Source organism: Salirhabdus salicampi, assembly GCF_024259515.1.
GTDB classification, from domain to species: Bacteria; Bacillota; Bacilli; order Bacillales; family Alkalibacillaceae; genus Salirhabdus_A; species Salirhabdus_A salicampi.
On record NZ_JANBWE010000005.1, the window covers coordinates 158,129 to 183,866 of the forward strand.

Sequence of the window (25,738 nt, forward strand, 5' to 3'; positions counted from 1 at the left end):
CTTTCTTTCAACAGGTTTTTTTGATGAAAAGGGGAAGGGTGTTTGAATGGGAAGTATCAATAGATATATGACCTTTGTTAAGCCTTACAAATGGAAAATTTTCTTAACAATAGGGATTGGCATTATTAAGTTCGGAATCCCGCTATTAATGCCACTTATTTTAAAATACGTTGTTGATGATATTATCATCGCTGAGGATATTTCCCAAAGTGAAAAAATTAAAAAGTTATTATACGTTATGGGAATTACCTTTGGGGTCTTTTTAATTTTGCGACCTATTGTCGAGTACTGGCGTCAATATTTAGCCCAATGGACCGGGAGTAAAATTTTATATGATATACGGGATCGATTGTTCGATCATATTCAACGTCTCAGTTTACAATTTTATTCGCGAACGAAAACCGGGGAGATCATTGCTCGAGTGATTCACGATGTTGAGCAAACGAAAACCTTTGTCATTACAGGGTTAATGAACATATGGCTTGATATGATTACGATTATCATTGCATTAGGTATCATGTTTTATATGGATGTATGGCTTACGTTAATTGCAATTATGTTATTCCCGTTATATGGGTTTGCAGTGAAATATTTTTATTCCCGTTTGCGTAAATTAACACGTGAGCGTTCTCAAGCACTTGCCGAAATGCAAGGTCATCTCCATGAGCGCGTACAAGGTATGTCTATCATAAGGAGTTTTGCATTAGAAGACTATGAACAAGAGCAGTTTGACCGCCAAAATCATAAGTACCTATCAAAAGCATTGACCCATACGTCCTGGAATGCAAGAACTTATACGGTGACACATACAATTACCGATTTAGCGCCGTTATTCGTCATTGCCTTTGCTGGTTACCAAGTGATCTTAGGTGGTTTAACGATTGGTACAATGATCGCCTTTGTTGGCTTTATGGACCGGGTTTATAACCCGTTACGCCGACTCATAAACTCTTCAACTCTATTAACACAGTCTATTGCTTCCATGGACCGTGTGTTTGAATTTTTTGATGAGCAATATGATATTCAAGATAAACAGAATGCCAAGAAGATTGAAAACGTAAAAGGCGAAGTTGCATTTCGTAATGTATCATTTCAATATTCTGACGAAGAGTCTTATGTGTTAAAGGATATTAACTTATCCATTAATCAAGGAGAAACAGTTGCCTTTGTTGGGATGAGTGGTGGAGGGAAATCAACGTTAATTAGTTTAATTCCACGCTTTTACGATCCGACCGAAGGTGCTATAGTAGTAGATCATCAAGATATACGAGATATTCAGGCACGTTCTCTCAGAGACCATATTGGTATGGTTTTACAAGATAATATATTATTTAGTGATTCCGTAGCGATGAACATTAAAATGGGTAATCCGAACGCAACTGATGAAGAAGTAGTCGCAGCAGCGAAAGCGGCTAACGCCCATGAATTTATCGAAAATCTACCAAATGGATATAATACGTTAGTAGGGGAGCGGGGAGTAAAGCTTTCAGGTGGTCAACGTCAACGCGTGGCGATTGCTAGAGTGTTTTTGAAAAACCCGCCAATTCTCATTTTTGATGAAGCAACATCTGCTCTTGATTTAGAAAGTGAACATTACATTCAAGAAGCGTTAGAAAAATTAGCTGCCCATCGAACGACGTTTATTGTCGCTCATCGTCTTGCAACGATTACCCATGCGGATCGGATTGTATTAATAGAAGACGGTGAAATTAAGGAAATGGGTACACATGATGAGTTAATGAGAAAAGAAGGGAACTATTATAAATTGTTCCAAGTACAACAGCTTGATAAGGAAGCCTCAAAGCCGATAAATATTTCATAATATAAGGCTTGTTCATAGTATAACGGGGAAGAGAGAGGGGATACGGGTTAGCCCGGTACCGTTTATCACTAAACTCTTGTCCTGCAAGGATTTCTAAAATCATTGCCTATCGTTTTATTATCAACAAAACGCTCAGAAATTTGTGAATCTGAGCGTTTTTTCTATCTGTTTTATTATTGAGCTTTTACTCTCTTAGTTCTATTAAGGGACAGTCATGCTAACTAAGCTATAGAGTATAAAGGAAAAAACAATCTTTTAAATAGCAGTTTACTCATGTGGATTTGTTTTAATATCTTCGTTCTTATGATATTGACGATAGCTCGTTAACAGCTTTGCTAAATGCTCAAGTTGTAAATGATAATCAATTAAACTCGACGCAAGTGGTAGAAAATGAAACCTTTGAATTGACTCGTTTTCTTCGACGTTCATTAGTTCTTCGACAAGCTGTGGAACATTAGGCGTAGCATCAACCGAAAGAGGTGTTTGTTCCTTTATATGCCCCATACACATTAAGAGCAATTTTTCATGATTGTGGGCAACTTTATCAATTTCTGTGATTAATTGATTTTGTATATCAATTGGAATATGTGCAAGGTCTTTATCGAGTCGTTGTAAAGTACGTAATACTTCTAACGATTTCTTTGTTGTATGAATGAAATGACGGAATAAAACTAGTTTCCGTGCCTTTTCATACCGTTTTTTCTTCGTATAGGTTCGTTCTTCACTATAGAGTAAATACATATGATCAAGCTTCGTTATTTCTTGGATAAACCACTTTATTTCTTCCTTTAAAGAGGGTTGGTCAGATAAATGTCGGCTTGTCACCCGAATCCACTTTAATAAGTCGTTCGACGTCTTTTCTAGCTGGTGAAAAAGCTTCGTCTCATACTTAGGTGGCAAAAAGACGAGGTTCACAATAAAAGCGGATAAAATACCAATCATGATTGAAGAAAAGCGAATACCAGCAAATTGAATGAATGGAATATCTGTCGATTCCATAATGGCAATAACCGCTACAATTGCCAGTAATATCGTTTCTTCTTTTATTTTCAGGCTCATACAAACCGTTATAACGATAATAATGGTAAACCCAACGATAAGTGGATCGTTTCCGATAAACATAACAACAACGACCGCACTAATCACTCCTATAATATTCGCTTGAATTTGTTCAATAATGTTTTGATAAGAACGATAAATAGAAGGCTGAATCGAAAATACGGCTGCAATCCCAGCGAAAAATGCAGAAGTAAAATCAAAGCTTAATGCGATATACATGGCGATGGCTGCGGCTAAACCTGTTTTCAACACTCTTGCTCCAAACTTCATGGATGTATTCCTTCTCCTTATACGTAAATTGTAATGAAAGTATTATACACCGATTTTACGGTAAAAAGATGATATTTTTAAAAATTCATCGTCTTATCCATTTTATGCTCCATTCCCTGCCTAATAACCAAGGTGAAAAAGGAACCAAGTATAAACCCGACGACGATGTCGAAGGGGTAATGGTGACCGACAAACACACGAGATATGGCAATTAAACTACCAATTACAAAGGCAATCGTACCTGTTTTTCGACCAAGCATAAAACATAGGGCAACAATCACTCCGCAAATAACCGCTTGATCACTCGGGAAAGATGGAGAGGGACTTCTTGCAATTAAAATCTCGATATCATGCTCCATAAATGGTCGCGGTTGGTTAAATACGATCTTTAACACCCGGTTTACGACGAGGGATACACCTAAAGCGACAATGCCGATAACCCCAACCTTTCTCCATTTACGAGTGACCGTTAATCCGATTGTGAAGATGATCATGGCGATAAATCCCCATTTAGAGAATAGTATCATAATTTGATCAAGCCATATAGATTGTCCTGCTAGTTGATGGATGAGATGAAATAAATAATCGTTCATAGCCATTACGTCCTTTTCGTAAATTTGATTACCTATAGATTACCATAAAGAACATGGAAAAGGCTGAAAACGAATGAACGTTTTCAGCCTTTTGCTTATTCAGTAGAAATAGAAGGATCTGCTTGGATTTTTTCTGGTACGACTTGTAGGAAATGTTTATTTAAATCCTGTAGTAAAGCTTCTAATTCTTGTGCTTCTTCTGCTTGATCTGATTCTTTTAACTGTTCAATATAGATAGATAGTAATTCTTCGACATCTTTATGTCCAGTTTCATTTAGTGGCTCAATGGAAACTTTGGCACCTTTTGCGATACGCTTCTGTAACGCTTCCTCAGTTAAGCCCATTTCCGGCTGATGACGTAAATAGACAACCCCACCAGTCATCCCTGCGCAAATCCAAGGACCTGGGTCACCTAGAACTAATCCGCGACCATTCGTCATATATTCGAACGCGAATCCTTTAATGCTCGCATAGCAACCGATATTACCATCGTGTTGAGCATTGATAGGTGACTTAAGCTGTTGGCCGATAATTAAATCTGCACCAGATAAACGAATTCCAGCTCGGGAATCAGCTTGCCCTTGAACGAGAAGGGTACCTTTTTGGGCGCCGTAACCGAACCCTTTACCGACAGATCCGTTAATAAAGGTCTTGTTTTTCCCTTTAGATTTCGTAATGAACAGCTTCCCGCCGTATGCAGTTTTTCCGACACCATCTTGGGCACCACCGTTAACAGTAGATTGAATGCCTTCTGTAATGTACGCACCGAAACCGTTCCCTACAATTGAACCTTGTTTGTAATGTAACAGGGTTGGTTCCATTGTTTGATAAGAACCATCTAGTCGTCCCCGTACGCGAGCACAAGACACGCGGCTTCCGAGGTTTCGTTGGCTGCTCGTAACGGCAGAGAATGTACGCGAATGAAGCAGTGTTTGCTCGTCTTCGTCTAAATAATTTTCCGCTCCTACTGCAACAGCAAGTTTGCGTTCTTGCTGGGCTTCTTGGACACGATAAGCATCCATTTCTTCTACTTCTAATGGCGTTAATAATGGTGTTAAATCCATGCACTCCTTACCTGTCGATTGCTCAAGAAGATCGGAACGTCCAACAACCTCTTGTAAACTTGAGTAACCGAGATCAGCAATAAGCTGTTGCAGCTCTTTTCCGAATGCTTGGAACAGGTTCACAAGACCGGATACGGAAGGTTCGTATTGTCTTGGTACGAATCGTCGAAGGCCATGATCTTTCGCTTGGGCTTCAGAGTCAATTTGGGTAGCAATGCCGACGTGACATGTATCTAAGTGGCAGCCACGGCAAGCTGTACAACCTACAGCAATCATTGACAACGTACCGAAACCAACTCGGTTTGCTCCGAGTAAAACAACTTTTAACACATCTTTTACACTACGCAAACCACCATCACACCATATTTCAACTTTATGACGTAGACCTGCTTCCATTAATGCGTTATGAGCGGCTTTTACTCCAATTTCAGCTGGAAGACCAACGTGTTGTAACGCATGAACTCTTGCTGCACCAGTACCGCCATCAAATCCACTTAAGTTAATGTAGTCAGCACCAGCCTTCGCAATACCGACAGCGATTGTTCCAATATTCGGTACGATTGGTACTTTTACTGCTACTTTTGCTTCGTCATTGGCAGTTTTTAGTTCAGATATCATTTGGGCAAGGTCTTCGATTGAATAAATGTCATGGTTGTTTGATGGTGAAATTAAGTCTGAGCCGACTGTCGCATTACGTGCTTCAGCGATTTTTTCGGTTACTTTGGAACCAGGTAAGTGACCACCTTCACCAGGCTTAGCCCCTTGACCAATTTTAATTTCTAATAGATTAGAAGAATTGAGAAGTTCAGCATTTACTCCGAAGCGTCCAGAGGCAATTTGTTGGCCTCGTGTTTTCGGATATTTGCCGAGCATATCTTTAATTTCTCCACCTTCACCATTAATAGAAATCATGTTCAAACGATCAGCAGCTTCAGCATACGAACGGAATGCTGTTTCGTTTTGGGAACCGAATGACATCGATGAAATGATGAATGGCAGGTCGTGCTCACCCATCGTAATGTTGACGTCACTAGCTTCCTTCCCTTTCCCACTCGATTTAAATGATGTTAAATGACGAATGGAAATCGGGTTATCCTCTTCAATTTTCGTAAGCTTCTCCTCTAAAGGATCGTAAGAACCTCCTCTAGCAATATCACCAATCGCTTTCCAAATACGCGGAAGCACATGGAAGCTTCGGGTCGGTTTTGCTTTTTCATCATGGAAATCCAATCGACGCTTCTCGGCATCTTCTTTTAAAGCATCCCAGTTGTACGTAACCGTTTCAGCGCCGAGGAAATTTACAATACGTAAAATGTCAGCAAACGGCTCGTATAAACCGATAGACGAGAAGAGACGAGCATATCCTCTTAATTCATGAATTCCAATAGTAGAAATGACTTTCTCTAATCCTTTATTTATCGCATTATATAAATTAAATGTTGGATCATCTTCGTCACTTGCTACTGTAGCAAACATTAAATATGGATTAATTGCGTCGGCACCTAGTCCGTAAACCGTAATAATGTCATGTAATGAACGGATAGCAGCTGATTTTAAGATGATGGAGCTGCTTCTTCTTAAGTGATGCTCCCGTAAATGTTGATCAAGTTTTGATACGACCAAATGGGGATCCAGCCATAAATGTCCTTCTTGATGAGCTAACCGGTCATCTAAAACGACTAACTCTTTCCCTTCCGCAACTGCTTCTTCGGCGCTAATCGCGATGCGGTTTAATGCTTGGTCAACCGACTCATCATCCTTACAAGTCATCGACAGCTCGACTAACTTATCCTCATTCCGGAAATAGTCTAATACTTGCTCATATGAAGGTTGTTGTTCCGCTTTGCGAACAGAAAGAGCTCGAATGCCTTCCACTAAAATTGGCGATGATAACTCCAATGTTAGAGGAGCTTCATCATGGCCAAACAGGGAAGGACGTTTTCCTAATACTGTTCTCGTTGAAAAATGTTCTGCTTCCCGGTCACGGTCGATTGCAGGATTCGTAACAACGGCTACGCTTTCCTTTAAGTAATCAGCAATGTTTTTTCTCCCATTTTGTAACGCTGCTAACGGTACGTCATGACCTAAAGAGCGAATCGGTTCTGCGCCTTTTTCCGCCATTTGTTCTAATAGCTGTACTTGTTCACGATCCCACCCGTTTGCAGAGTACCAGCCATTATGAACATTTTGAATGGTTGGGTGAGGGTTGGATTCCGCTAGCTTTTGTGGCTGTAATCTCGTATTGAACTCCTCAAAAGATAAACGTTTCTTCAACCGGTTAAAGACTGTTTCTTGATATTGAAAATGATCAAATAATTGTAACAAACCGTCTTCATCATATTTCACCCCTACTTTTTCCCCCGGGGATAGCGGCTTCGGTTCATTTACGTATTGCTCGTTTGGCATAATGCCAGGCTCACTAGAGAAGAGGTAAGCATCTTCTGTTTCCAGTTGCCATAATGGACGGAGTCCTAATGAATCTAAGCTGAAGGCAGCTTCGTCACGGTAACGTGAGATAATTCCCGCAGGACCTTGGGCGAAGTGGCCCCATGCTTCCCGAATGTACGTATACATATCTTGTAAATGTTCTGGATAACGATTAATTTCGTTCACAATTGGCGGGAACATAATGTCTAATGCTTCAAATAGGCTGAGATTATGTTTGTTAATGAATGTATCTAATGTACGGTTTACATCCTGTGAGTCACTCCCGCCATTCGTCAACGGTACGCCTACCATTTCCGCTTCATCCCGTAGTTTCGCAATTGTATTAATTTCTCCATTATGTCCTAAAACGCTGAAAGGTTGCACACGGAAGAAGTTTGTTTTCGTATTGGTAGAATAACGGTTATGTCCTAATGTCATACTTGATGCCATATTAGGACTCTTTAAATCAACATAGTACTCTTGTAGTTGGTCTGCAGCACCCATCATTTTATAAACAACGTGATGGGAAGATAGTGATGCGACGTGTACATTTTCGTTTTTCTCAATTTCAATCGTTAAGTTAAATAAGACTTGTTCGAGATTTTCCATTGGTTGTTCTGGTAATAAGGCAAATTGCCAAAATATCGGTTCTTCTTTTTTGGCAATGGGTCCTAATGCTTCACTGTTTGTTACTTCGTTTGTTTCATAAATAATTGAAAGTTGTTGGTCTTGTATAGTATTTCGAATAGTGGATTGGATGTTTGCGGAATCGTGTGTGTGATTAATCATAATGTGACCTACTGCGAATTGAGGATCATACGCTAATGCTCGATTTTGATTAGCCAAGTTTAATTTCATTTCCCATAGTTTTCTAGGAATATCAATGTGTATCCCTACCCCGTCACCTTCCTCGTTCACAAAACCTGCCCGGTGATTCATGGTAACTAGTGCGTCAATTACTCGTTGAATGTTGTCATTTGTGGGCCTATTTTCTTTTTGTATACTAGACACGATTCCACATGCATCATGTTCATGCTTGTGGTAATCACGAAAAAGACTTGGTTTCCATTTTTCATTCATTCATGTCGGCCTTTGTGTGGCCTTCACCTCCTTGATGGTAAGAAAATTATGGTATTACGTTTAGGGAAAATAATAGCTTTTGCACAAAGCTATGCAAAAGCTGTGGGAAAATAAAAAAAGAAGGTAATACGGGTCAAAGTTTTCAGAATTATTTTTATATTATCACAGTATATTATTGAAATCAATTAAATATTCAAAAAAATGAATGAAGTATCAAAGGGAAAATGGGATTTAAAAAGTTTCGATTCGTTGCAAGTGTTGATAGTAAGCGCTTTCATAATTTTCGTAAAAAAACCTCTATCCGGATTACGAGGATAGAGGTGCATAAATTTTGTATATTAGTGATTCGACATTTTTTGAAATGTGCGATCCACAGCTTGTATCGTCGTCTTAATATCTTCTTCCGTATGGGCAATAGTTAAAAACCACGCTTCATATTTCGACGGTGCTAGATTGATTCTTTCTTGTAGCATATGTTTGAAAAATGTGGCAAACATTTTCCCGTCCGTATTTTCGGCTTGCTCGTAATTTTCAACCGTTTCGGTCGTAAAGTAAACAGTAAGAGCACCTTTTAAGCGGTTAATGGTCAACGGAATTTGGTGCTGTTTAGCTGAAGCTAAAATTCCTTCCTCCAGTTGTGCCCCTAATTTATCGAGCTTTTCATAAACACCTTCTTCTTTTAACACTTCTAAACAAGCAATTCCAGCTGATATAGAAGCTGGATTTCCAGCCATCGTACCTGCCTGATAGGCAGGACCTAATGGTGCAACTTGTTCCATAATATCAATGCGACCACCGTATGCACCGATCGGTAAGCCACCGCCGATAATTTTCCCTAATGCCGTCATGTCAGGTTCGATATTTAATAGTTGTTGAGCGCTTCCGTATGTGAAACGGAATGCCGTGATGACTTCGTCGAAAATAAGTAAAGAGCCTGCATCCCGAGTGATAGATTGAACCTCTTCTAAAAATCCGTCTTTCGGCTCAACGATACCGAAGTTTCCTACAATCGGTTCCACTAATACAGCTGCCACTTCGTCTCCCCATTTTTCCATTGCTTCCTTAAATGGTTCAATTTCATTGAATGGTACGGTAATAACTTCTTGAGCGATAGATTTAGGGACACCAGCAGAGTCAGGGGTACCTAAGGTAGATGGTCCAGATCCTGCAGCAACGAGTACTAGGTCAGAATGTCCGTGATAACATCCGGCGAACTTAATGATTTTCGTACGGTTGGTGTAAGCACGTGCTACCCGAATCGTCGTCATAACCGCTTCTGTTCCAGAGTTGACGAACCGAACCTTTTCCATGGAAGGAATCGCTTCTTTTAACATTTTCGCAAATTTGTTTTCTAATACAGTCGGTGTTCCGTATAACACCCCGTTTTCTGCACTATGACAAATTGCTTTCGTAATGTGTGGGTGTGCATGGCCAGTAATAATAGGACCGTATGCTCCTAAGTAATCGATATACTTGTTTCCGTCTACATCCCAAAAGTGGGCCCCTTGTGCTTTTTCCATAAACACAGGTGTGCCACCACCTACACCTTTGAAAGAGCGGGAAGGTGAGTTAACCCCGCCAACAATATGTTCTTGCGCTTCTATGTATAACTGTTCAGATTTTGAAAAGTCCATCATTCTACCTCCAATTCATAATCAACCTTCCGTTATTTTAGCACAATGTTTCTAGCATGATAATTGTGAGAAAAGTACAACATAAAACCAACGGAGGTGAGCACCTAATGCAATGGATGCAGTTTTATTTACTTGATCAAGTCGTGATCTTTATAGTCGGGTATATCATTTTTCGCATAATCGGAAAAAAAGCAGTACAACAAATGACAGCCTTCGACTTATTCTTTGTCATTTTAATTGGGGCAAACCTTTTACTCGGTAAATATAACGGGGAACTTTGGACTAGTGTTTTCACTAGTTTTATCTTTGCTCTACTATATAAAGGATTTTCCTACTTACTGTTACATCAGATTTGCCGTTGGTTTCTCGTACCCGCTCCGGTTGTATTAATTCGTAACGGGCGTATAAATATGAAAGGATTAAAACAAGCAAAGATGTCTATAAAACAGTTATTAGGGAAAATTCGGGAAAAAGGGTACTCAAAAATTCCTGAAATCGAATTAGCGATGATGGAGGAAGATGGGGCTATAAGTGTAATCCCGATAAAGAAAACAAATTCCACATTAAAAGAACATGTGGATCATCACACAATCCCGATTCCGGTCGTAATGGACGGAGAAATTTTAGACTTGAATCTGCAATATTTGAACCGGACGAGAGATTGGTTAAATGATCAACTGCAAAAATATAATGAAAGTTTAGATACAGTATGCCAAATTAAACTCGCTTTTTTAAATGAGCACGGTGAAGTGGAAGTAGACACGATGAACAAAGTTTTCTTGGAATCACCGAACGAAGCAGTACAAGATTAGTCTCCTTATTCCTTAGCTAATTATTTGTGTTTAACGAATGAGTTGAATAAACTAGTCATTAGTGGATAGAAATGCAGGAGGCTAAATCATGACATCAAAAGATATGATATACGTAAATGATTTAAGGAAGGAATTCAAATCCTACTCAAGTCGTTCAGGTTTAAAAGGAGCATTTCGAGATTTATTTAACCGTAATTATAAAATTTTACGAGCGGTAGATGATATTTCATTTTCTGTAAAACCAGGAGAAATGGTCGGCTACATTGGAGAAAATGGTGCAGGTAAGTCAACCTCAATTAAAATGTTAACAGGGATTTTAACCCCTACGAGTGGAGAGGTCGTTGTTAATGGGTACGTCCCACATAAAGAACGGGAAGAATATGTGCGGTCCATCGGGGTTGTATTTGGACAACGATCCCAATTATGGTGGGATATTGCCGTGCAAGAATCGTTTCGATTGTTGAAAAAAGTGTATAAAGTATCCGATGAGGCGTATGAAGAACATATGTCTCACGTTATCAATACGTTAGAACTAGGTCCATTAATGGACAAGCCGGTACGAAAATTATCACTCGGTCAACGGATGCGTTGCGAATTGGCGGCAGCCCTTATTCATAACCCACCATTACTCTTTTTGGACGAGCCTACCATTGGCCTTGATGTGTTAGTAAAAAATAAAATACGCCAGTTTTTAAAAGAAATAAATGAAAAATACAATACAACCGTGTTGTTAACGACCCATGATATTTCAGACATTGAAGCGTTATGTGAACGTGTCGTCATGTTGGATAAAGGAAAAGTCATCTATGATGGCTTATTAACCGATTTACGTAGCCGTTGGGTGGAAGGGAAAGAAGTAGAATTCCAGTTTGTGAACGAAGTGTCAGAACAAGAATTAAAACAATTAGCCAATGGCATCCCGATTTTCTGGCAACAGCAGGACCGAAACAACGTATGGAGTGCGAACGTAGAAGATGATGATGAAGTGATTTCAGATGTGATCGCAAGAGTGGTCAACCGCTTTAAAATCAATGATGTCAATGTAAAAGCAATCTCAACAGAAGAGATTATCCGCAACATCTATGAAGAGGGTGCTATTCGTGGGTAAGTATATAGAGATGATTCGAATTCGTTTTTTGATGATGCTTGCCTACCGAACGAACTATTACACAGGCATTATGATTTATACGATTAACATTAGTGCTTACTATTTCCTATGGACGGCCATTTATAGTGGGAAAAGCGATATTGAAGGCTTGTCCGCTACACAAATGGTCACATATGTTGCAGTAGCATGGATGGCTAGGGCCTTTTACTTTAACAATATTGATAGGGAAATTGCCCGTGAAATTAAGGAAGGGAAAGTAGCCGTTGAAATGATACGTCCTTATAGTTATTTAGGGATGAAGACGATGCAAGGACTTGGAGAAGGGATCTTTCGACTCTTCTTCTTTTCGGTACCAGGGATGTTCATTGTCGCACTTATCTTTCCGATGTCGTTTTCAACTGAAGTGACAACGTGGCTATGGTTTGCTTTATCAATCGTATTCAGCTTTATCGTCAATACTCAAATTAACTTAGTGACAGGTGTGTTAACGTTTTTCTTCTTTAACAATGACGGAATCATTCGGGCGAAGCGGGTCATAATTGATTTATTTTCCGGCTTATTATTGCCAATTAGTTTTTACCCGTTATGGGCACAGGACATCATGGCATTTTTCCCATTCCAAGCAATTAGTTATATCCCAAGTATGATTTTTACAGGAGGATTTTCAGGAGACGCTATTTACAATGCAATCTTGTTTCAAATGATGTGGTCATTCATTCTGCTTATTCCAATTATGCTTTTATGGCAACTTGCTAAGAAGCAACTTATTGTGCAAGGAGGTTAATCGATGTTTTATGTACAAATGTTCCTCCAATATTTTTCCCAATATATGAAAACACGCTTGCAATATCGTACCGATTTAGTCGTCGAATTTTTATCTGACCTCCTTTTCCAAGCCGTTAATTTAGTATTTATTCTTGTCGTGTTCGGGCATACCCAGCTGTTAAGCGGATGGAATCGAGAAGAAATTATTTTCATTTACGGATTTTTCCTCGTTCCGTTTGCGATATTTTCCGCCTTCTTTAACATTTGGGACTTTAACGAACGTTACATTATACAAGGTGAGATGGACCGAATTTTAACGAGACCGATACATAGCTTATTCCAAGTGATTTTAGAACGGATGGAGTTAGAATCGCTGTTCGGGATGATTACAGGAATAGCCGTTATGATTTATGCGGGCTCACGATTAGATTTATCGTTATCTTGGTATGATCCTATTTTGTTTATTCTTATGGTAATGGGTGGAGCCCTCGTATACGGTGCCATTTTCATTATGCTGGCAAGTATCGGCTTCTGGTCAGATGCGAAGACTGCGATTATGCCGATGATGTATAATATCGGGAACTACGGACGTTATCCAGTAGACATTTACAACCAAGTAATCCGTTACGTCTTAACGTGGATTTTACCGTTCGCCTTTGTCGGGGTTTATCCGTCGGCATACTTTTTAGGGAGGGAAGAATGGTACGGCTATGCTTTCGCCACACCATTTATTGGATTAGCCTTTTTTACTCTTGCCGTTATATTATGGAACTTAGGGGTAAAACGATACCGGGGAGCAGGCAATTAATAAGTAGTAGATTTTTCACGAAATTGTGACCGATTAGATATTGACAAAACAGGTCGTTAGGCAATATTATATTAGTAATCATTAATTGAACGACATTAGGCGTTGAAGAAGAAGAGTAATTATTACGGAAGCTGCAGAGAGCCGATGGTAGGTGCGAATCGGTGCGGAAGTAGTAATGAATGGACTTCTGAGCCTCCAAACCGAACTCTCATATGGAGATAGTAGGCTTTGGCGAATGGTCTCATCGTTACAAGAGACAGGTATTAAAGGGGAGGCCCCTTTGATGCTGTTGAGTGAACTGCTTGCAAGGCAGTTAATGAAGGTGGTACCACGGGTTCCTCGTCCTTTGGATGAGGAACCCTTTTTGTATTTTTTAGAGAGAGTGTTTAGCGTAGAGAAAAGTTGAGATTGAGAAAGCGTAGAGTGAGAAGAGTAAGTAATCAGATTCATTACAGAGAGCTGAGCATAGCTGAGAGCTGAGCATGATATGATTAGCTGAATGGCCTTACGAGTGGCGTTCTGAACAGTAGAGTAGGAATGCACGGCATCCACCGTTATCTGGAGCGAGTACAGTACATATATACAATGTGTACGTACGAATGAGAGGGTATAAAGTATTCTTTATACCAATGCGAGGTGGCACCGCGGATAACCGTCCTCCAATTACACAGCTATGTGTAATTGGGGGACTTTTTGTTTATATAGGTTCGATTTCAAAAGGAGGCTGTCCAAATGACGACACCATTTCATCAGTCAAAAACAAACACGAATATCGTTGTGAAGGAAGTGGAAGGAGATACGTTAACACCGATTTCCATCTTTCACAGATTATCAGGTAAAAATAAATTTTTGTTTGAAAGCTCATTAAAACACGAAAAAACAGGTCGGTATTCCTTTATCGGAAGCAACCCTTTCCAAGCGGTAGAAGGAACAGGAAAAAAACACGAGCTCGTTGATTTGCAAACAGGTGAACGAACACCCATCAAAGAAGATGTTACGACTTTTATTCAAAAGTACATGTGCAAAGAAACAGAAGAATTACCATTTCCGTTTTACGGCGGCGGTATAGGCTACTTCGGTTATGACGTCATTCGTAATTACGAACAAATTGGTCCAATTCCAGAAGACGAATTTCATATGCCAGACGTTCACATGATGTTTTACGAAAAAGTCGTTGTGTTCGACCATCAATTGCAAAAGATTTTTATCGTCATGGTCGATTTATCGAACCGTCATCATCAAGAAGAGATGGAAGCAGAAGTGGCGTTGATTGAAGAGCAATTACGTACACCGTCGAAAAGCGAATTTGAAGTGGAAGAAGTAAAGGCAGGCTCATTTATCTCCAATGAGACGAAAGAAGGATTCGAAGAAAAGGTGGAAAAAGCGAAGCAATACATTCAACAAGGGGATATTTTCCAAGTCGTCCTATCCCAGCGCTTGCAGGCATCTTTCGAAGGAAACCCATTTTCCTTTTACCGTAAGTTAAGAAGATCGAATCCATCGCCATACATGTTTTACATTCAGTTTGATGACTACATCATTCTCGGAGCATCACCTGAAAGTTTAATTCAAGTGAAAGGACGGAGTGTTTTGACGAATCCAATCGCCGGAACACGTAAAAGGGGTTTGACCGAAGAGGAAGACGTAGCGTTGGAAAAGGATTTGTTATCTGACGAAAAAGAAATCGCTGAGCATCGGATGTTAGTCGATTTAGGGAGAAACGACCTCGGTCGGGTATGTGAAATTGGTTCTGTAGAATTAACGAAATATATGACCGTTGAACGATATAAACACGTCATGCATATTGTCTCTGAAGTCAAAGGACAATTGCGAGAAGGTATTAATGGATTGGAAGCGTTAATCTCTTGCTTACCAGCCGGTACCGTTTCAGGGGCACCGAAAATACGAGCGATGCAAATTATTAATGAATTAGAAGTGAACAAACGAGGTCCATACTCGGGAGCAGTTGGGTATATCAACGTGAATGGAGACTTAGATTTCGCTTTAGCGATTCGAACGATGATCATTAAAAACGAAAGAGCATACGTACAGGCAGGGGCAGGCGTTGTTTATGACTCCGTGCCAGAGAGTGAATTTGAAGAAACGTTAAATAAAGCGAAAGCATTATTGGAGGTGTAACGAATGATTTTATTAATTGATAACTACGACTCGTTTACGTTTAATTTGTATCAATATATCGGGGAACTAGGAGCGGACATCATCGTGAAGCGAAATGACGAAATAACAGTAGACGAAATAAAGACACTGAATCCTGATGCGATCGTTCTTTCACCAGGACCAGGCAGACCGGAAAACGCCGGCGTTTGTATTGATGTCATACAGTCGTTACACAAAACATATCCAATTCTCGGCATTTGCCTCGGTCACCAAGCAATTGGTGCCGCGTTCGGTGGAAACATCATAGAAGCCGACCAAATTAAGCACGGCAAAACGTCAGAGCTTACCCATAATGGGCAAGGTGTTTTTGCTGATGTTGAACAGCTCGCTGAAGTGATGCGCTATCACTCACTCATTATTGAGAAAGATTCATTACCATTCGAATTTGAAACGACCGCTACATCGTCAGATGATAATGAAATTATGGCCATTCAACATAAAGAATTTCCTGTTTACGGACTTCAATTTCACCCAGAATCGATTGGAACGGATTTAGGGAAGATCATGTTAGGGAACTTTTTAAAAACGTTAGGAAAGGGGTATCACCAAAATGAAAACGTATCTTAATAAACTGTCCAACAACGAAAACTTAACAAAAGATGAAATGGTAGATGCAAGCCGTTTGTTATTTGCTGAAGACATTACTGACAGTGAAATTGCAGCGTTTTTAATGACGTTGAAGACGAAAGGGGAAACACCAGACGAAATCGCCGGTCTAGTGGAAGTGTTAAGGGCGCACGCACTCCGTTTTAACAAAACGTTTCCTGGTGTGATGGATAACTGTGGTACAGGTGGAGATGGTTCTCAAAGCTTTAACATTAGTACGACATCCGCCTTTGTAATTGCAGGTGCAGGAGTAACGGTGGCAAAACACGGGAACCGAAGCGTATCAAGTAAAACAGGAAGTGCAGATGTACTGGAAACGTTAGGCGTTTCTTTAGACTTCACAGTTGGTGAGGTTGAACAATTGCTAGAGGATAATGGTATTGCCTTTTTGTTCGCTCCTCACGTTCATCCGAACTTAAAACGCATCATGAAAGTACGTAAAGAATTAAAAGTGCCAACGATCTTTAATTTAATTGGGCCTTTAACAAATCCAGTTGATTTAGACGCACAGTTGCTCGGAATTTATAAACGTGACCGCATTGAAATGATGGCTTCTGCATTAGAACGTGTCGGACGGAAGCGGGCTGTTGTCATTAATGGTGCCGGCTATATGGATGAAGCATCATTAGCAGGGGAAAATCACGCCGCACTCCTGGAGGACGGTGAAATTACGCCATTTACGATTCATCCAGAAGACGTTGGGTTAACATCCTATCCGTTAGAAGATATTCGTGGCGGTGATTCAAAGGAAAATGCTGAAATCTTAAAAGCTGTCTTAGCGGGAGAAAAAGGTCCCCACTTAGATACAGTTCTTTTCAATGCCGGCCTCGGCTTATATGCTCAAGGGAAGGCGGCAACATTGCGTGAAGGTGTTGACCTTGCCCGTGAAAGTGTAGAAAGTGGTGCAGCCTTACAAAAATTGAATTATTTAGTAGAATATAGTCAGAAAAAGCGAAAAGAGGTTGTATGAACGTGACCATTTTAAACAAAATTCTCGCAGAAAAGGAAAAAGAAGTCATTGAACTAAAGGAACAAGGTACGTATAATGAGACGCCAACAGGTGACCGCCATGTTCGCTCATTGTTTCAATCCTTTTACTATAGTGACCGAATGAACATTATTGCGGAAATGAAAAGGGCATCACCGTCTAAGGGAATCATTAATTCTGATGTTGACCCAGTGGAACAAACAGAAAAATATGTCCGTTACGGAGCTGGGGCGGTATCCGTCTTAACGGACACCCCTTTCTTTAAAGGTACGATGGAGGACTTAGCAAAAGTACGTAAAGTAGTCGATGTTCCCATCCTTTGTAAAGATTTCATGATTGACCCTGTCCAAATTAACAGAGCTCATCATTACGGAGCAGATGTTATACTATTAATTGTTGCTGCATTATCAAAAGAAAAGCTGAAAGAGCTCTATGACTATGCAACCAGCCTCGGATTAGAAGTACTAGTAGAAGTACACAACGAAGAAGAGTTACAAATTGCACTAGATTTAAACGCGAACATTATCGGAATTAATAACCGAAACTTAAAAACCTTTGAAACTAGTTTATCTGTTACGGAAGCATTAGCGAAAGATATTCCGAACGATGTATTATTTATTAGCGAAAGTGGCTTCAAAACTGAAGAAGACGCCAAGCGGGTCGCAGCTGTCGGCGCAAAAGGGATCTTAGTAGGTGAAACTCTGATGCGAGAAGGAAACACGGAAGAAGCGGTCCAGCGATTACGCGTATCATTAGTAGGTGAAGTGAAATGAAAGTAAAAATATGCGGTATTCAAGATGAAGCAACCGCGAAAGCGACAGTAGAAGCAGGGGCAGACTTCATTGGTTTTGTTTTCGCAGAAAGTAAACGGAAAATCACCGTCGAACGAGCGAAGCAAATAGCCGAGCATATCCCATCTTCTGTGATGAAGGTTGGGGTGTTCGTCAATCCGTCAATTGAAGAGCTGGAAGATACGATTCGAGAAGTAGGGTTAGATTATGCACAGCTTCACGGGGATGAGAGCCCAGAGTTTTGTCAGCTAGCATCTGTTCCTGTGATTAAATCCTTTCCAATTAAAGAGGAAAAAGACGTCGAAACAGCGGCGAACTATAATGTAGATTACTATTTATTCGATAGTCCAGGTGGTAAGTATCGCGGTGGAAGCGGTTTGACCTTCAATTGGCAAATGGTAAAGGAAGTAGACATTGTAAAAGAGAAAGTCATTGTCGCAGGTGGGTTAAAGCCTGAAAACGTAGAAGCTGCCATTGAAGAAGTAGAACCTGCCATTGTCGACGTATCAAGCGGAGTCGAGACAGACGGAGTTAAGGATATTGCTAAAATCGAAACGTTTATAAAACGAGCGAAAAAAGAGGAGAGTGCAAAATGACGACGTACAACCAACCAGATCAAAATGGTCAGTATGGTATTTATGGAGGCCGATACATTCCCGAAACGTTAATGCAGGCGTCAATTGAATTAGAAGCAGCTTATGAAGATGCGTTAAAGGACGAAGAGTTCCATCGTCATCTGAACTACTATTTAAAACAGTACATTGGCCGGGAAAACCCGTTATACTTTGCGGAAAACTTAACAACTCAATTAAAGGGTGCGAAAATTTACTTGAAACGTGAAGATTTGAACCATACAGGTGCCCATAAAATCAATAACACAATCGGGCAAGCTTTATTAGCTGTACGCATGGGGAAAAACAAAATCGTTGCTGAAACAGGTGCAGGTCAGCACGGTGTGGCGACAGCTACAGTATGTGCATTACTTAATTTAGAATGTGTCATCTTCATGGGTGCTGAAGACATTAAACGTCAAAAGCTTAACGTATTCCGTATGGAGTTACTTGGGGCAAAAGTAGTCGGTGTTGAACAAGGAAGTGCGACGTTAAAAGACGCGGTAAATGAAGCGTTACGCTACTGGGTTGCAAATGTAGACGACACTCACTACATTATCGGATCTGTTCTTGGGCCACATCCCTTCCCGAAAATGGTGCGTGACTTCCAAAGTGTGATTGGAAAAGAAACGAAAGAACAATTTAAAGAATTCGAAAACCGTTTACCTGATGCTGTTGTTGCTTGTATCGGTGGCGGTAGTAATGCGATGGGAATGTTCCATCCGTTCGTAAACGATAAAGAGGTAGAAATGTACGGTGTTGAAGCAGCAGGTTCCGGATTGAACACAGATAAGCATGCAGCATCATTAACGAAAGGTTCTGTTGGCGTCTTGCATGGCGCAATGATGTACTTGCTCCAAGATGAAGAGGGACAAATTCAAGAAGCACATTCGATTTCAGCAGGTCTCGACTATCCTGGTGTAGGACCAGAACATAGCTACTTAAAAGAAATTGACCGGGTAAAATATACGTCCATTACCGACGATGAGGCATTAGAAGGGTTTCAATTGTTATGCCGTACGGAAGGGATTATTCCGGCATTAGAAAGCTCCCATGCCATTGCCTATGCAGCGAAGCTGGCAAAAGAAATGTCACCAGATAAATCCATCGTTGTTTGTTTATCTGGTCGTGGCGATAAAGATGTTGAAACGATTAAAGCTGCATTAGGAGGTAACGGGGATGAGTAAACAAGTATTAGAGCAGGCATTCCAACAAGTAGAAGCTGCCGGGGAAAAGGCGTTTGTCCCATACATTATGGCAGGTGACGGTGGTTTAGATTCATTATTAGAAAAGCTGCAATTCCTACAAGAAAGTGGAGCAACCGTTGTCGAACTAGGGATTCCATTCTCAGACCCTGTCGCAGACGGACCGACGATTCAAGATGCAGGCATCCGTGCATTGAAAAACGGAACGACATTACGAGATGTTCTACAGTTCCTTAAAGACAATAAAGACAACATTACGGTACCGATTGTATTAATGACTTATTTAAACCCGGTTTATAAATACGGAATCGCTGCATTTGCCCAAGATGCAAAAGAAGCTGGTGTAAGTGGTCTTATTATGCCTGACTTACCCATTGAACAAGTTGATCTCGTGCAAGCGGCCGTTAAAGAAAACGAATTAGCTTTAATTCAGCTTGTAACATTAACAAGTCCAGTAGAGCGAATTCAAAAAATTGCGGAACAATCGGAAGGATTTCTTTATGCCGTAACGATTAAAGGTACAACAGGTGCTCGCTCCCAATTTCATAACAATTTAGAAGCCCATTTAAACAAAATTAAACAGTTCAGCTCTGTTCCAGTACTAGCAGGGTTCGGTATTTCTACACCTGATCATGTAAAAGAGCTTGGTAGTAAATGTGACGGTGTCATCGTCGGGAGTAAAATTATTGATCTATGGGAAAAAGGACAACAAGCAGAAATTGCTGCATTAATACAAGCGGCAAAAGAAGCGTAACAAATGAAAGACTTAGCAACTAGGAATTGGTTGCTAAGTCTTTTTTACATGAAGTACGTCTTACGTGCATAAAGTTATACAAGTTCTCATAATCGTTATGAGGTGATGCCGTGCTCTACATCGTGTTATTGTTAACTCTCGTTATTATGATAAAAAGTGTACATGATTACTTCCGTAAAAGTGAACAAGCCCGTAACAGTTTTTCCGCTGAGCATTTTTATGGGTTAATGCTCATTTATATTACGGTGACGATTGGCTTTGGTTTAATATATTTTTTACTATCCCAATTAGGAATACCGATCCTAACTGAAGGATATTTACAAGGGAATTCCCAGTTGGAACGGTTAGGACATGCCATTTATTTCAGTGGGGTAACCCTTCTTACGGTAGGGTATGGGGACATTACCCCGCTTGGTATAGGGAAGTGGATTGCCTTAGCAGAAGCATTAATGGGCTATATTTTACCAGCAGCCTTCGTTGTTCATGCTTTTTATCTTCAATCTCGTCAGAATGAAGCAGGGGATGAGAGGAAGACATATCGCAACTACGATTACTAAATCATTGAAAAGTGGCCACCCTTTAGCTACCCTTATAATAAGGAATAGAAGGGGATAATCAGATGACTATTGAAGTAGGACACGTTGCGCCAGACTTTGAACTGCCGGCTAGTAATGCTGAGTCTGTGAAGCTTTCCGATTACCGTGGAAAGCATGTTGTGCTATTTTTTTACCCGAGAGATATGACACTAGGATGTACTATTGAAGCGTGTGACTTCCGTGACCGGTACGAAAGCTTTAACGATGTTGACACCGTTATTTTAGGCATAAGTCCTGATCCAATTGAACGACATCACAAATTTATTAAGAAGCATAACCTTCCTTTTTTACTTTTAGCAGATGAGGATCATAAAGTAGCAGAACTCTATCATGTATGGAAGTTAAAAAAGACTTTCGGAAAAGAATACATGGGGCTTGAACGTTCTACATTTGTCATTGATAAAGAAGGAAAAGTGGCGCAGGAATGGCGCAAGGTTCGTGTGAAAGGCCATGTAGAAGAAGCATTAACGTACATAAAAGAACAATTGTCATAAGAAGGCGCTCTGCTTGGGCGCTTTTTTGTTTGATAATGTTTTGGAAATTTTCGAACAAATCAAGTATCCTAACATTAAGTAGAAAAGTATAAAAATGGGGGAAAAACAAATGTTAGTGTTAACATCATGTAAAGTAAAAAGCAAGATTCGAGAACATGTAACGAAATCCTATCCGAACATTCGCTTTCAATTTTGTCCGAACATTGATGAGGCAGAAAGCTATTTACCTGAAGCGGAAGTGTTAATTACATATGGAGAAGATTTAACGAATAAGCATATAGAACAAGCGAAGCAATTAAAGTGGATTATGGTGATTTCCGCCGGCCTTGATCAAATGCCGTTTGAAGCAATAGAGGAAAAAGGAATCCTCGTTACAAATGCCCGGGGCATCCATAGTATACCGATGGCGGAATATGCCATTGCGATGCTGTTGCAGGTATGTAGACAAAGCAAACAGTTAATCGCCCATGAACAGCAGCACATTTGGGACCGAAAAGTGCAAATGACGGAAATTAGCGGAAAAACAATGCTCGTCCTCGGAACAGGTGCGATTGGGCAGGAGGCGGCCCGCCTCGGGAAAGCGTTTCGAATGAAAACAATTGGGATTTCCAAAAGTGGAAAAAGGACCCCTCATTTCGATGAAGTAGGTACGAGTAAGGATATCCTTTCTTATTTACCTGAAGCAGACTTTGTTATCGGAGTACTACCAAGCACACCCGAAACGTATAAATGGATTGGGAAAGAACACTTCGAAACGATGAAGGAAGACGCCGTTTTTTTGAACATGGGGAGAGGAACGACAGTCGATGAAGAAGCCCTGTTACAAGCGTTACAACAGAAAAAAATTCATCATGCAGTTTTAGATGTGTTTGAACAAGAACCGTTAGATGGGGACCATCCGTTTTGGGATATGGATAATGTAACGGTCACCCCCCATTTATCTGGTATTTCACCACAATATCAACCGCGGGCATTTGACATATTTAAGGACAACTTAAATACATATATAAAAGGGGAAACAGATTTCATAAACATCGTTGATCCAAAAAGGGGGTATTAAGATGCGCATTTATACACGTTCAGGGGATAAAGGAACAACATCACTTATATATGGGAGTAGAGTTGCCAAAAATGATAATAGGGTAGAAGCATATGGCACCTGTGATGAAGCAAACTCCATGATAGGGTTAGCCCTTAGCCATCTACAACATGAACAGTGGGAAGAGAAAGATGCGTTTTTTGCGATTATGCATAAAGTGCAAACGATCTTATTCCATGTAGGTGCAGAGCTTGCTACCCCGGCAGGCAAAGAAGTGAAATGGAAGCTTAAAAAAGACCATATTGAAGAATTAGAAAGCTGGATCGATAAGTGGGATGAAGTTTTACCTCCTTTAACGAACTTCATTCTCCCATCAGGCCACCAAGGATCGGCAGCTTTACATGTAGCTAGGACAGTCGCAAGAAGAGCGGAACGGATTGCTGTGTCGATTGAAGAAGAAGTACCGAATGAGTTTGTAGTTGCGTACTTAAATCGTTTATCCGATTTTCTCTTCGTTGCAGCAAGGTATGTAAACCATGTATGCGGAGGAGAAGAACGCCCCCTTTTAGCAGACATATAAATAGGTAATAATTAATGGGTAATAATATGTGAATCATTGACAAACATAAATTTTAAACGGTACACTATTTATAAACGTTATAAAGTAATAATGTTGTTTACTTATAAATATGTTCGAAAGTGAGGTGCATGACGGTGTCAGAAGGTCGGTTAAAACAAGCGTTGACTACATTAAGAGAATCTGGTGTACGTATCACACCACAACGTCATGCGGTACTAGAATATTTAATTCATTCGATGAACCACCCTACAGCTGATGATATATACAAAGCACTTGAAGGAAAATTCCCGAACATGAGTGTAGCAACGGTCTATAACAATTTACGTGTATTCCGTGAAATTGGTCTCGTCCGTGAGCTAACGTACGGTGATTCATCAAGCCGGTTTGATTGCAATACATCAGAGCACTACCATATTATTTGTGAAACATGTGGGAAGATCGTTGATTTTCATTACCCGAGCTTAGATGAAGTAGAATCATTGGCTGAACAAGTGACTGGGTTCGAAGTGAGTCACCATCGTATGGAAGTATACGGGACGTGCAAACAATGTCAACAAAGCACACATTAAACTGGTTGTCCAAGGGCTGCCAGTTTTTTTATGAACAGAAAAAAACACCTTTTCTTCGCTTTACGCGAAAAAAGAGGTGCTTTTTTTGAAATACTTATTTACTTTCTTGTGCATTTGTTTTATCGTTAGATTGCTTTTGATATTTTTTGGAATTGTACTTTTCATCAAATTCTTTACCTTCAAGACTTTGATCTGTCGTTAAAGGTTGATTACAGTGCATACAAGCATCAACCCGGCCGAGCATCTTTGTAGGTTTCTCACAAGTTGGACAGGTGATGTTAATCGTCTTTGTCGATAACAACCCAATCCACGTATAAATGACGGTACTCAATAGTATCGAAATAATACCTAAAATCATAAGAGGAACTAAAACCCAACTAACATCTTTGAAAAACAACCCAATATACATTAAGATCATTCCGGCAAAGATTAAAATTAACGCAAATGATCGTATCTTATTAATTTTGTTTTTATATTTCACATTACTCATGAAGATCCTCCTTTATATATGTAACAATTGAAGTATAGCATAATTTCTAGTAAACAGTCTTTCATAAAAAGGATTTTTCGTGTGGATGTAGAACTTATTGTTTAATCTAAATTTGGGGGCATACATATGGAAGATTTGCTAAGACCAATTTATCAAGAGAGGGCCAGTCATCCGAATACGTTAGGGATCCTAATTGTAGAAAAACAGAAACCAATTAGCCCGGTTACCGATAATTTTGATGTCATTCTCTTCATTATTGTAAAAGAAGCGAAAGACCCATGGTTTATGAAACACTATGAATTTGAGAATAAAACAGCGGCAATGCACATTGTTGATGAATCATTGTTAAATGAGTGGATTAAGACAAGTGGTTACCGGAAAGTATTTGAATGGATATTAAATGGACGGATTGTATTCGACCGCAATGAATATGTCGAAAGCTTAAAAGACAAACTCCATTCATTCCCGGAAGAAAACCGCGAGTTACGGAAAGTCATGGAATTTGCCAAACTGATTCGTTCATACCGAGAGTGTAAAGACTTGTTTCAATCCGAGCATTATTTAGATGCGTACAGTCAAGTTGTTCGTTCTCTACATTATTTAGCGAGACTGTCTGTTATTGAGAAAGGGTTCCATCCTGAAGTGACTGTGTGGAGACAGGTGAAATCAATCGCACCAGAAATTTATAAGTTATATCAGGAACTAATAGAAAGTAATGAACCGATCCAAAAGCGGGTTGAGTTAATGTTGCTCGCGACAGAGTTTACGATTAATACACGGGCACCAAGATGTTCAGGACATTTATTAGAAGTGATGCAAACCGAAAAAGAGCCGTGGACCATTGGTGATTTAAAACTACATCCAGAGGTAGCACCATACGCACTGGACTTAGCAGCACTATTAGAATACTTAACGGAAAAGAATATCGTAGAAGTAGTTCCTGTTGAAACAAAAGGGAAAAACGTTTACCATAGACAATACAAAGTTGCACAACCGACTGCATAAATGTGTAACAGTTAGGAAGCCTATTGCATAATGATAAATGGGTAATGAAATTACTCCTGAACATAAGGAGTATTATTTTTTTGGGATTTTATATTGACGACGGAAAATAACCGTGTTATATTTATATCCGTCGTCAAAAACGACAAACAAAACAACGCAACAACAAAAAAGAATTTCAAAAAAAGTTGTTGACGAAACAAATCGAAAATGTTATATTTATAAAGTCGCCATTTTGAAGCGACAAACAACTTATTTCGATTCATTTCGAACCTTGAAAACTGAACAAAACGACCAGTAATGTCAATTTCGATTTTTTATTATTTAGCTAGAGACCAAGTTTTCCAACTTTTATGGAGAGTTTGATCCTGGCTCAGGACGAACGCTGGCGGC

The 25,738-nt window shown here is 39.9% G+C and carries 23 protein-coding genes and 2 other annotated features; of the genes, 18 read left to right on the top strand and 5 right to left on the bottom strand.

Translation table 11 applies throughout. From position 1 onward, the window contains the following. The first annotated feature begins 46 nt into the window (after window positions 1-46). Complete coding sequence (locus NLW78_RS14110; protein ID WP_254497797.1) at window positions 47-1,822, top strand: ABC transporter ATP-binding protein; 1,776 nt, start codon at window positions 47-49, stop codon at window positions 1,820-1,822. A 267-nt stretch (window positions 1,823-2,089) separates the two neighbouring features. Here the strand turns inward: NLW78_RS14110 and NLW78_RS14115 are convergent, their stop codons facing one another. From NLW78_RS14115 to NLW78_RS14130, 4 genes are all read right to left on the bottom strand, one after another. Further along, complete coding sequence (locus NLW78_RS14115; protein WP_254497798.1) at window positions 2,090-3,151, bottom strand: FUSC family protein; 1,062 nt, start codon at window positions 3,149-3,151, stop codon at window positions 2,090-2,092. 77 nt (window positions 3,152-3,228) lie between these two features. Continuing rightward, window positions 3,229-3,744 carry a phosphatase PAP2 family protein gene (locus tag NLW78_RS14120; RefSeq protein WP_254497799.1) on the bottom strand — a complete coding sequence of 172 codons (516 nt, stop codon included), beginning with the start codon at window positions 3,742-3,744 and terminating at the stop codon, window positions 3,229-3,231. Window positions 3,745-3,839: 95 nt separating this feature from the next. After that, entirely contained in the window at window positions 3,840-8,315 is a 4,476-nt protein-coding gene (locus tag NLW78_RS14125) for a glutamate synthase-related protein (RefSeq protein WP_254497800.1), read from the bottom strand. Between the two features lie 338 nt (window positions 8,316-8,653). Beyond that, window positions 8,654-9,949, bottom strand: coding sequence for a glutamate-1-semialdehyde 2,1-aminomutase (locus NLW78_RS14130; protein ID WP_254497801.1), 1,296 nt, complete (start codon window positions 9,947-9,949; stop codon window positions 8,654-8,656). A 107-nt stretch (window positions 9,950-10,056) separates the two neighbouring features. On the opposite strand from NLW78_RS14130, the gene NLW78_RS14135 reads away from it, so the two are divergent. The 16 genes from NLW78_RS14135 (at window position 10,057) to perR (ending at window position 23,853) form a co-directional block, all read left to right on the top strand. Then, a complete protein-coding gene (locus tag NLW78_RS14135; RefSeq protein WP_254497802.1) occupies window positions 10,057-10,761 on the top strand; it encodes a DUF421 domain-containing protein in 705 nt (234 codons plus the stop codon). An 88-nt stretch (window positions 10,762-10,849) separates the two neighbouring features. Beyond that, the gene (locus NLW78_RS14140) at window positions 10,850-11,869 is read left to right on the top strand and encodes an ABC transporter ATP-binding protein (protein ID WP_254497803.1); all 1,020 of its coding nucleotides are present in this window, start codon (window positions 10,850-10,852) and stop codon (window positions 11,867-11,869) included. After that, on the top strand, window positions 11,862-12,653 hold the full coding sequence (locus tag NLW78_RS14145; protein ID WP_254497804.1) for an ABC transporter permease: 792 nt from the start codon (window positions 11,862-11,864) through the stop codon (window positions 12,651-12,653). Before NLW78_RS14140 ends, NLW78_RS14145 begins: the two co-directional genes overlap by 8 nt. A gap of 3 nt (window positions 12,654-12,656) precedes the next feature. Then, window positions 12,657-13,442, top strand: coding sequence for an ABC transporter permease (locus NLW78_RS14150; protein WP_254497805.1), 786 nt, complete (start codon window positions 12,657-12,659; stop codon window positions 13,440-13,442). Window positions 13,443-13,535: 93 nt separating this feature from the next. Next, window positions 13,536-13,792 (top strand) — a binding site (T-box leader). A gap of 60 nt (window positions 13,793-13,852) precedes the next feature. Continuing rightward, window positions 13,853-14,105: a binding site (T-box leader), on the top strand. 69 nt (window positions 14,106-14,174) lie between these two features. Further along, the gene (gene trpE, locus NLW78_RS14155) at window positions 14,175-15,581 is read left to right on the top strand and encodes an anthranilate synthase component I (protein ID WP_254497806.1); all 1,407 of its coding nucleotides are present in this window, start codon (window positions 14,175-14,177) and stop codon (window positions 15,579-15,581) included. A 3-nt stretch (window positions 15,582-15,584) separates the two neighbouring features. After that, entirely contained in the window at window positions 15,585-16,187 is a 603-nt protein-coding gene (locus NLW78_RS14160) for an anthranilate synthase component II (RefSeq protein WP_254497807.1), read from the top strand. Beyond that, the gene (trpD, locus tag NLW78_RS14165; protein ID WP_254497808.1) at window positions 16,171-17,196 is read left to right on the top strand and encodes an anthranilate phosphoribosyltransferase; all 1,026 of its coding nucleotides are present in this window, start codon (window positions 16,171-16,173) and stop codon (window positions 17,194-17,196) included. Before NLW78_RS14160 ends, trpD begins: the two co-directional genes overlap by 17 nt. Next, complete coding sequence (trpC, locus tag NLW78_RS14170; RefSeq protein ID WP_254497809.1) at window positions 17,193-17,987, top strand: indole-3-glycerol phosphate synthase TrpC; 795 nt, start codon at window positions 17,193-17,195, stop codon at window positions 17,985-17,987. The genes trpD and trpC overlap by 4 nt, the downstream gene beginning before the upstream one ends. Beyond that, a complete protein-coding gene (locus NLW78_RS14175; protein WP_254497810.1) occupies window positions 17,984-18,601 on the top strand; it encodes a phosphoribosylanthranilate isomerase in 618 nt (205 codons plus the stop codon). The genes trpC and NLW78_RS14175 overlap by 4 nt, the downstream gene beginning before the upstream one ends. Further along, the gene (gene trpB, locus NLW78_RS14180; RefSeq protein ID WP_254497811.1) at window positions 18,598-19,803 is read left to right on the top strand and encodes a tryptophan synthase subunit beta; all 1,206 of its coding nucleotides are present in this window, start codon (window positions 18,598-18,600) and stop codon (window positions 19,801-19,803) included. The genes NLW78_RS14175 and trpB overlap by 4 nt, the downstream gene beginning before the upstream one ends. Continuing rightward, window positions 19,796-20,575 (top strand): tryptophan synthase subunit alpha, encoded by a 780-nt coding sequence (trpA, locus tag NLW78_RS14185; protein WP_254497812.1) that lies wholly within the window; start codon window positions 19,796-19,798, stop codon window positions 20,573-20,575. The genes trpB and trpA overlap by 8 nt, the downstream gene beginning before the upstream one ends. A gap of 110 nt (window positions 20,576-20,685) precedes the next feature. Next, window positions 20,686-21,132: a potassium channel family protein gene (locus tag NLW78_RS14190; protein WP_254497813.1), complete on the top strand. Its 447-nt coding sequence runs from the start codon at window positions 20,686-20,688 to the stop codon at window positions 21,130-21,132. 62 nt (window positions 21,133-21,194) lie between these two features. After that, window positions 21,195-21,665, top strand: a complete 471-nt coding sequence (gene bcp, locus NLW78_RS14195) for a thioredoxin-dependent thiol peroxidase (RefSeq protein ID WP_254497814.1) — start codon at window positions 21,195-21,197, stop codon at window positions 21,663-21,665. Between the two features lie 109 nt (window positions 21,666-21,774). After that, window positions 21,775-22,725: a D-2-hydroxyacid dehydrogenase gene (locus tag NLW78_RS14200; RefSeq protein ID WP_254497815.1), complete on the top strand. Its 951-nt coding sequence runs from the start codon at window positions 21,775-21,777 to the stop codon at window positions 22,723-22,725. Between the two features lies 1 nt (window position 22,726). Next, the gene (locus NLW78_RS14205) at window positions 22,727-23,284 is read left to right on the top strand and encodes a cob(I)yrinic acid a,c-diamide adenosyltransferase (protein ID WP_254497816.1); all 558 of its coding nucleotides are present in this window, start codon (window positions 22,727-22,729) and stop codon (window positions 23,282-23,284) included. 128 nt (window positions 23,285-23,412) lie between these two features. Next, window positions 23,413-23,853, top strand: a complete 441-nt coding sequence (gene perR, locus NLW78_RS14210; RefSeq protein ID WP_302328576.1) for a peroxide-responsive transcriptional repressor PerR — start codon at window positions 23,413-23,415, stop codon at window positions 23,851-23,853. A gap of 94 nt (window positions 23,854-23,947) precedes the next feature. On the opposite strand, the gene NLW78_RS14215 is transcribed toward perR, so the two are convergent. Then, entirely contained in the window at window positions 23,948-24,343 is a 396-nt protein-coding gene (locus NLW78_RS14215) for a YgzB family protein (RefSeq protein WP_254497818.1), read from the bottom strand. Window positions 24,344-24,469: 126 nt separating this feature from the next. Here NLW78_RS14215 and NLW78_RS14220 point away from each other — a divergent pair, with 126 nt between their 5' ends. Then, window positions 24,470-25,348 carry a nucleotidyltransferase-like protein gene (locus NLW78_RS14220; protein ID WP_254497819.1) on the top strand — a complete coding sequence of 293 codons (879 nt, stop codon included), beginning with the start codon at window positions 24,470-24,472 and terminating at the stop codon, window positions 25,346-25,348. The last annotated feature ends 390 nt before the right edge of the window (window positions 25,349-25,738 follow it).

Bases quoted from the DNA above. Each gene is read 5' to 3' on its own strand.
- NLW78_RS14110 (WP_254497797.1), top strand. From the start codon at position 47: ATGGGAAGTATCAATAGATATATGACCTTTGTTAAGCCTTACAAATGG.
- NLW78_RS14115 (WP_254497798.1), bottom strand. From the start codon at position 3,151: ATGAAGTTTGGAGCAAGAGTGTTGAAAACAGGTTTAGCCGCAGCCATC.
- NLW78_RS14120 (WP_254497799.1), bottom strand. From the start codon at position 3,744: ATGAACGATTATTTATTTCATCTCATCCATCAACTAGCAGGACAATCT.
- NLW78_RS14125 (WP_254497800.1), bottom strand. From the start codon at position 8,315: ATGAATGAAAAATGGAAACCAAGTCTTTTTCGTGATTACCACAAGCAT.
- NLW78_RS14130 (WP_254497801.1), bottom strand. From the start codon at position 9,949: ATGGACTTTTCAAAATCTGAACAGTTATACATAGAAGCGCAAGAACAT.
- NLW78_RS14135 (WP_254497802.1), top strand. From the start codon at position 10,057: ATGCAATGGATGCAGTTTTATTTACTTGATCAAGTCGTGATCTTTATA.
- NLW78_RS14140 (WP_254497803.1), top strand. From the start codon at position 10,850: ATGACATCAAAAGATATGATATACGTAAATGATTTAAGGAAGGAATTC.
- NLW78_RS14150 (WP_254497805.1), top strand. From the start codon at position 12,657: ATGTTTTATGTACAAATGTTCCTCCAATATTTTTCCCAATATATGAAA.
- trpE (WP_254497806.1), top strand. From the start codon at position 14,175: ATGACGACACCATTTCATCAGTCAAAAACAAACACGAATATCGTTGTG.
- NLW78_RS14160 (WP_254497807.1), top strand. From the start codon at position 15,585: ATGATTTTATTAATTGATAACTACGACTCGTTTACGTTTAATTTGTAT.
- trpD (WP_254497808.1), top strand. From the start codon at position 16,171: ATGAAAACGTATCTTAATAAACTGTCCAACAACGAAAACTTAACAAAA.
- trpC (WP_254497809.1), top strand. From the start codon at position 17,193: ATGAACGTGACCATTTTAAACAAAATTCTCGCAGAAAAGGAAAAAGAA.
- NLW78_RS14175 (WP_254497810.1), top strand. From the start codon at position 17,984: ATGAAAGTAAAAATATGCGGTATTCAAGATGAAGCAACCGCGAAAGCG.
- trpB (WP_254497811.1), top strand. From the start codon at position 18,598: ATGACGACGTACAACCAACCAGATCAAAATGGTCAGTATGGTATTTAT.
- trpA (WP_254497812.1), top strand. From the start codon at position 19,796: ATGAGTAAACAAGTATTAGAGCAGGCATTCCAACAAGTAGAAGCTGCC.
- bcp (WP_254497814.1), top strand. From the start codon at position 21,195: ATGACTATTGAAGTAGGACACGTTGCGCCAGACTTTGAACTGCCGGCT.
- NLW78_RS14200 (WP_254497815.1), top strand. From the start codon at position 21,775: ATGTTAGTGTTAACATCATGTAAAGTAAAAAGCAAGATTCGAGAACAT.
- NLW78_RS14205 (WP_254497816.1), top strand. From the start codon at position 22,727: ATGCGCATTTATACACGTTCAGGGGATAAAGGAACAACATCACTTATA.
- perR (WP_302328576.1), top strand. From the start codon at position 23,413: ATGACGGTGTCAGAAGGTCGGTTAAAACAAGCGTTGACTACATTAAGA.
- NLW78_RS14215 (WP_254497818.1), bottom strand. From the start codon at position 24,343: ATGAGTAATGTGAAATATAAAAACAAAATTAATAAGATACGATCATTT.
- NLW78_RS14220 (WP_254497819.1), top strand. From the start codon at position 24,470: ATGGAAGATTTGCTAAGACCAATTTATCAAGAGAGGGCCAGTCATCCG.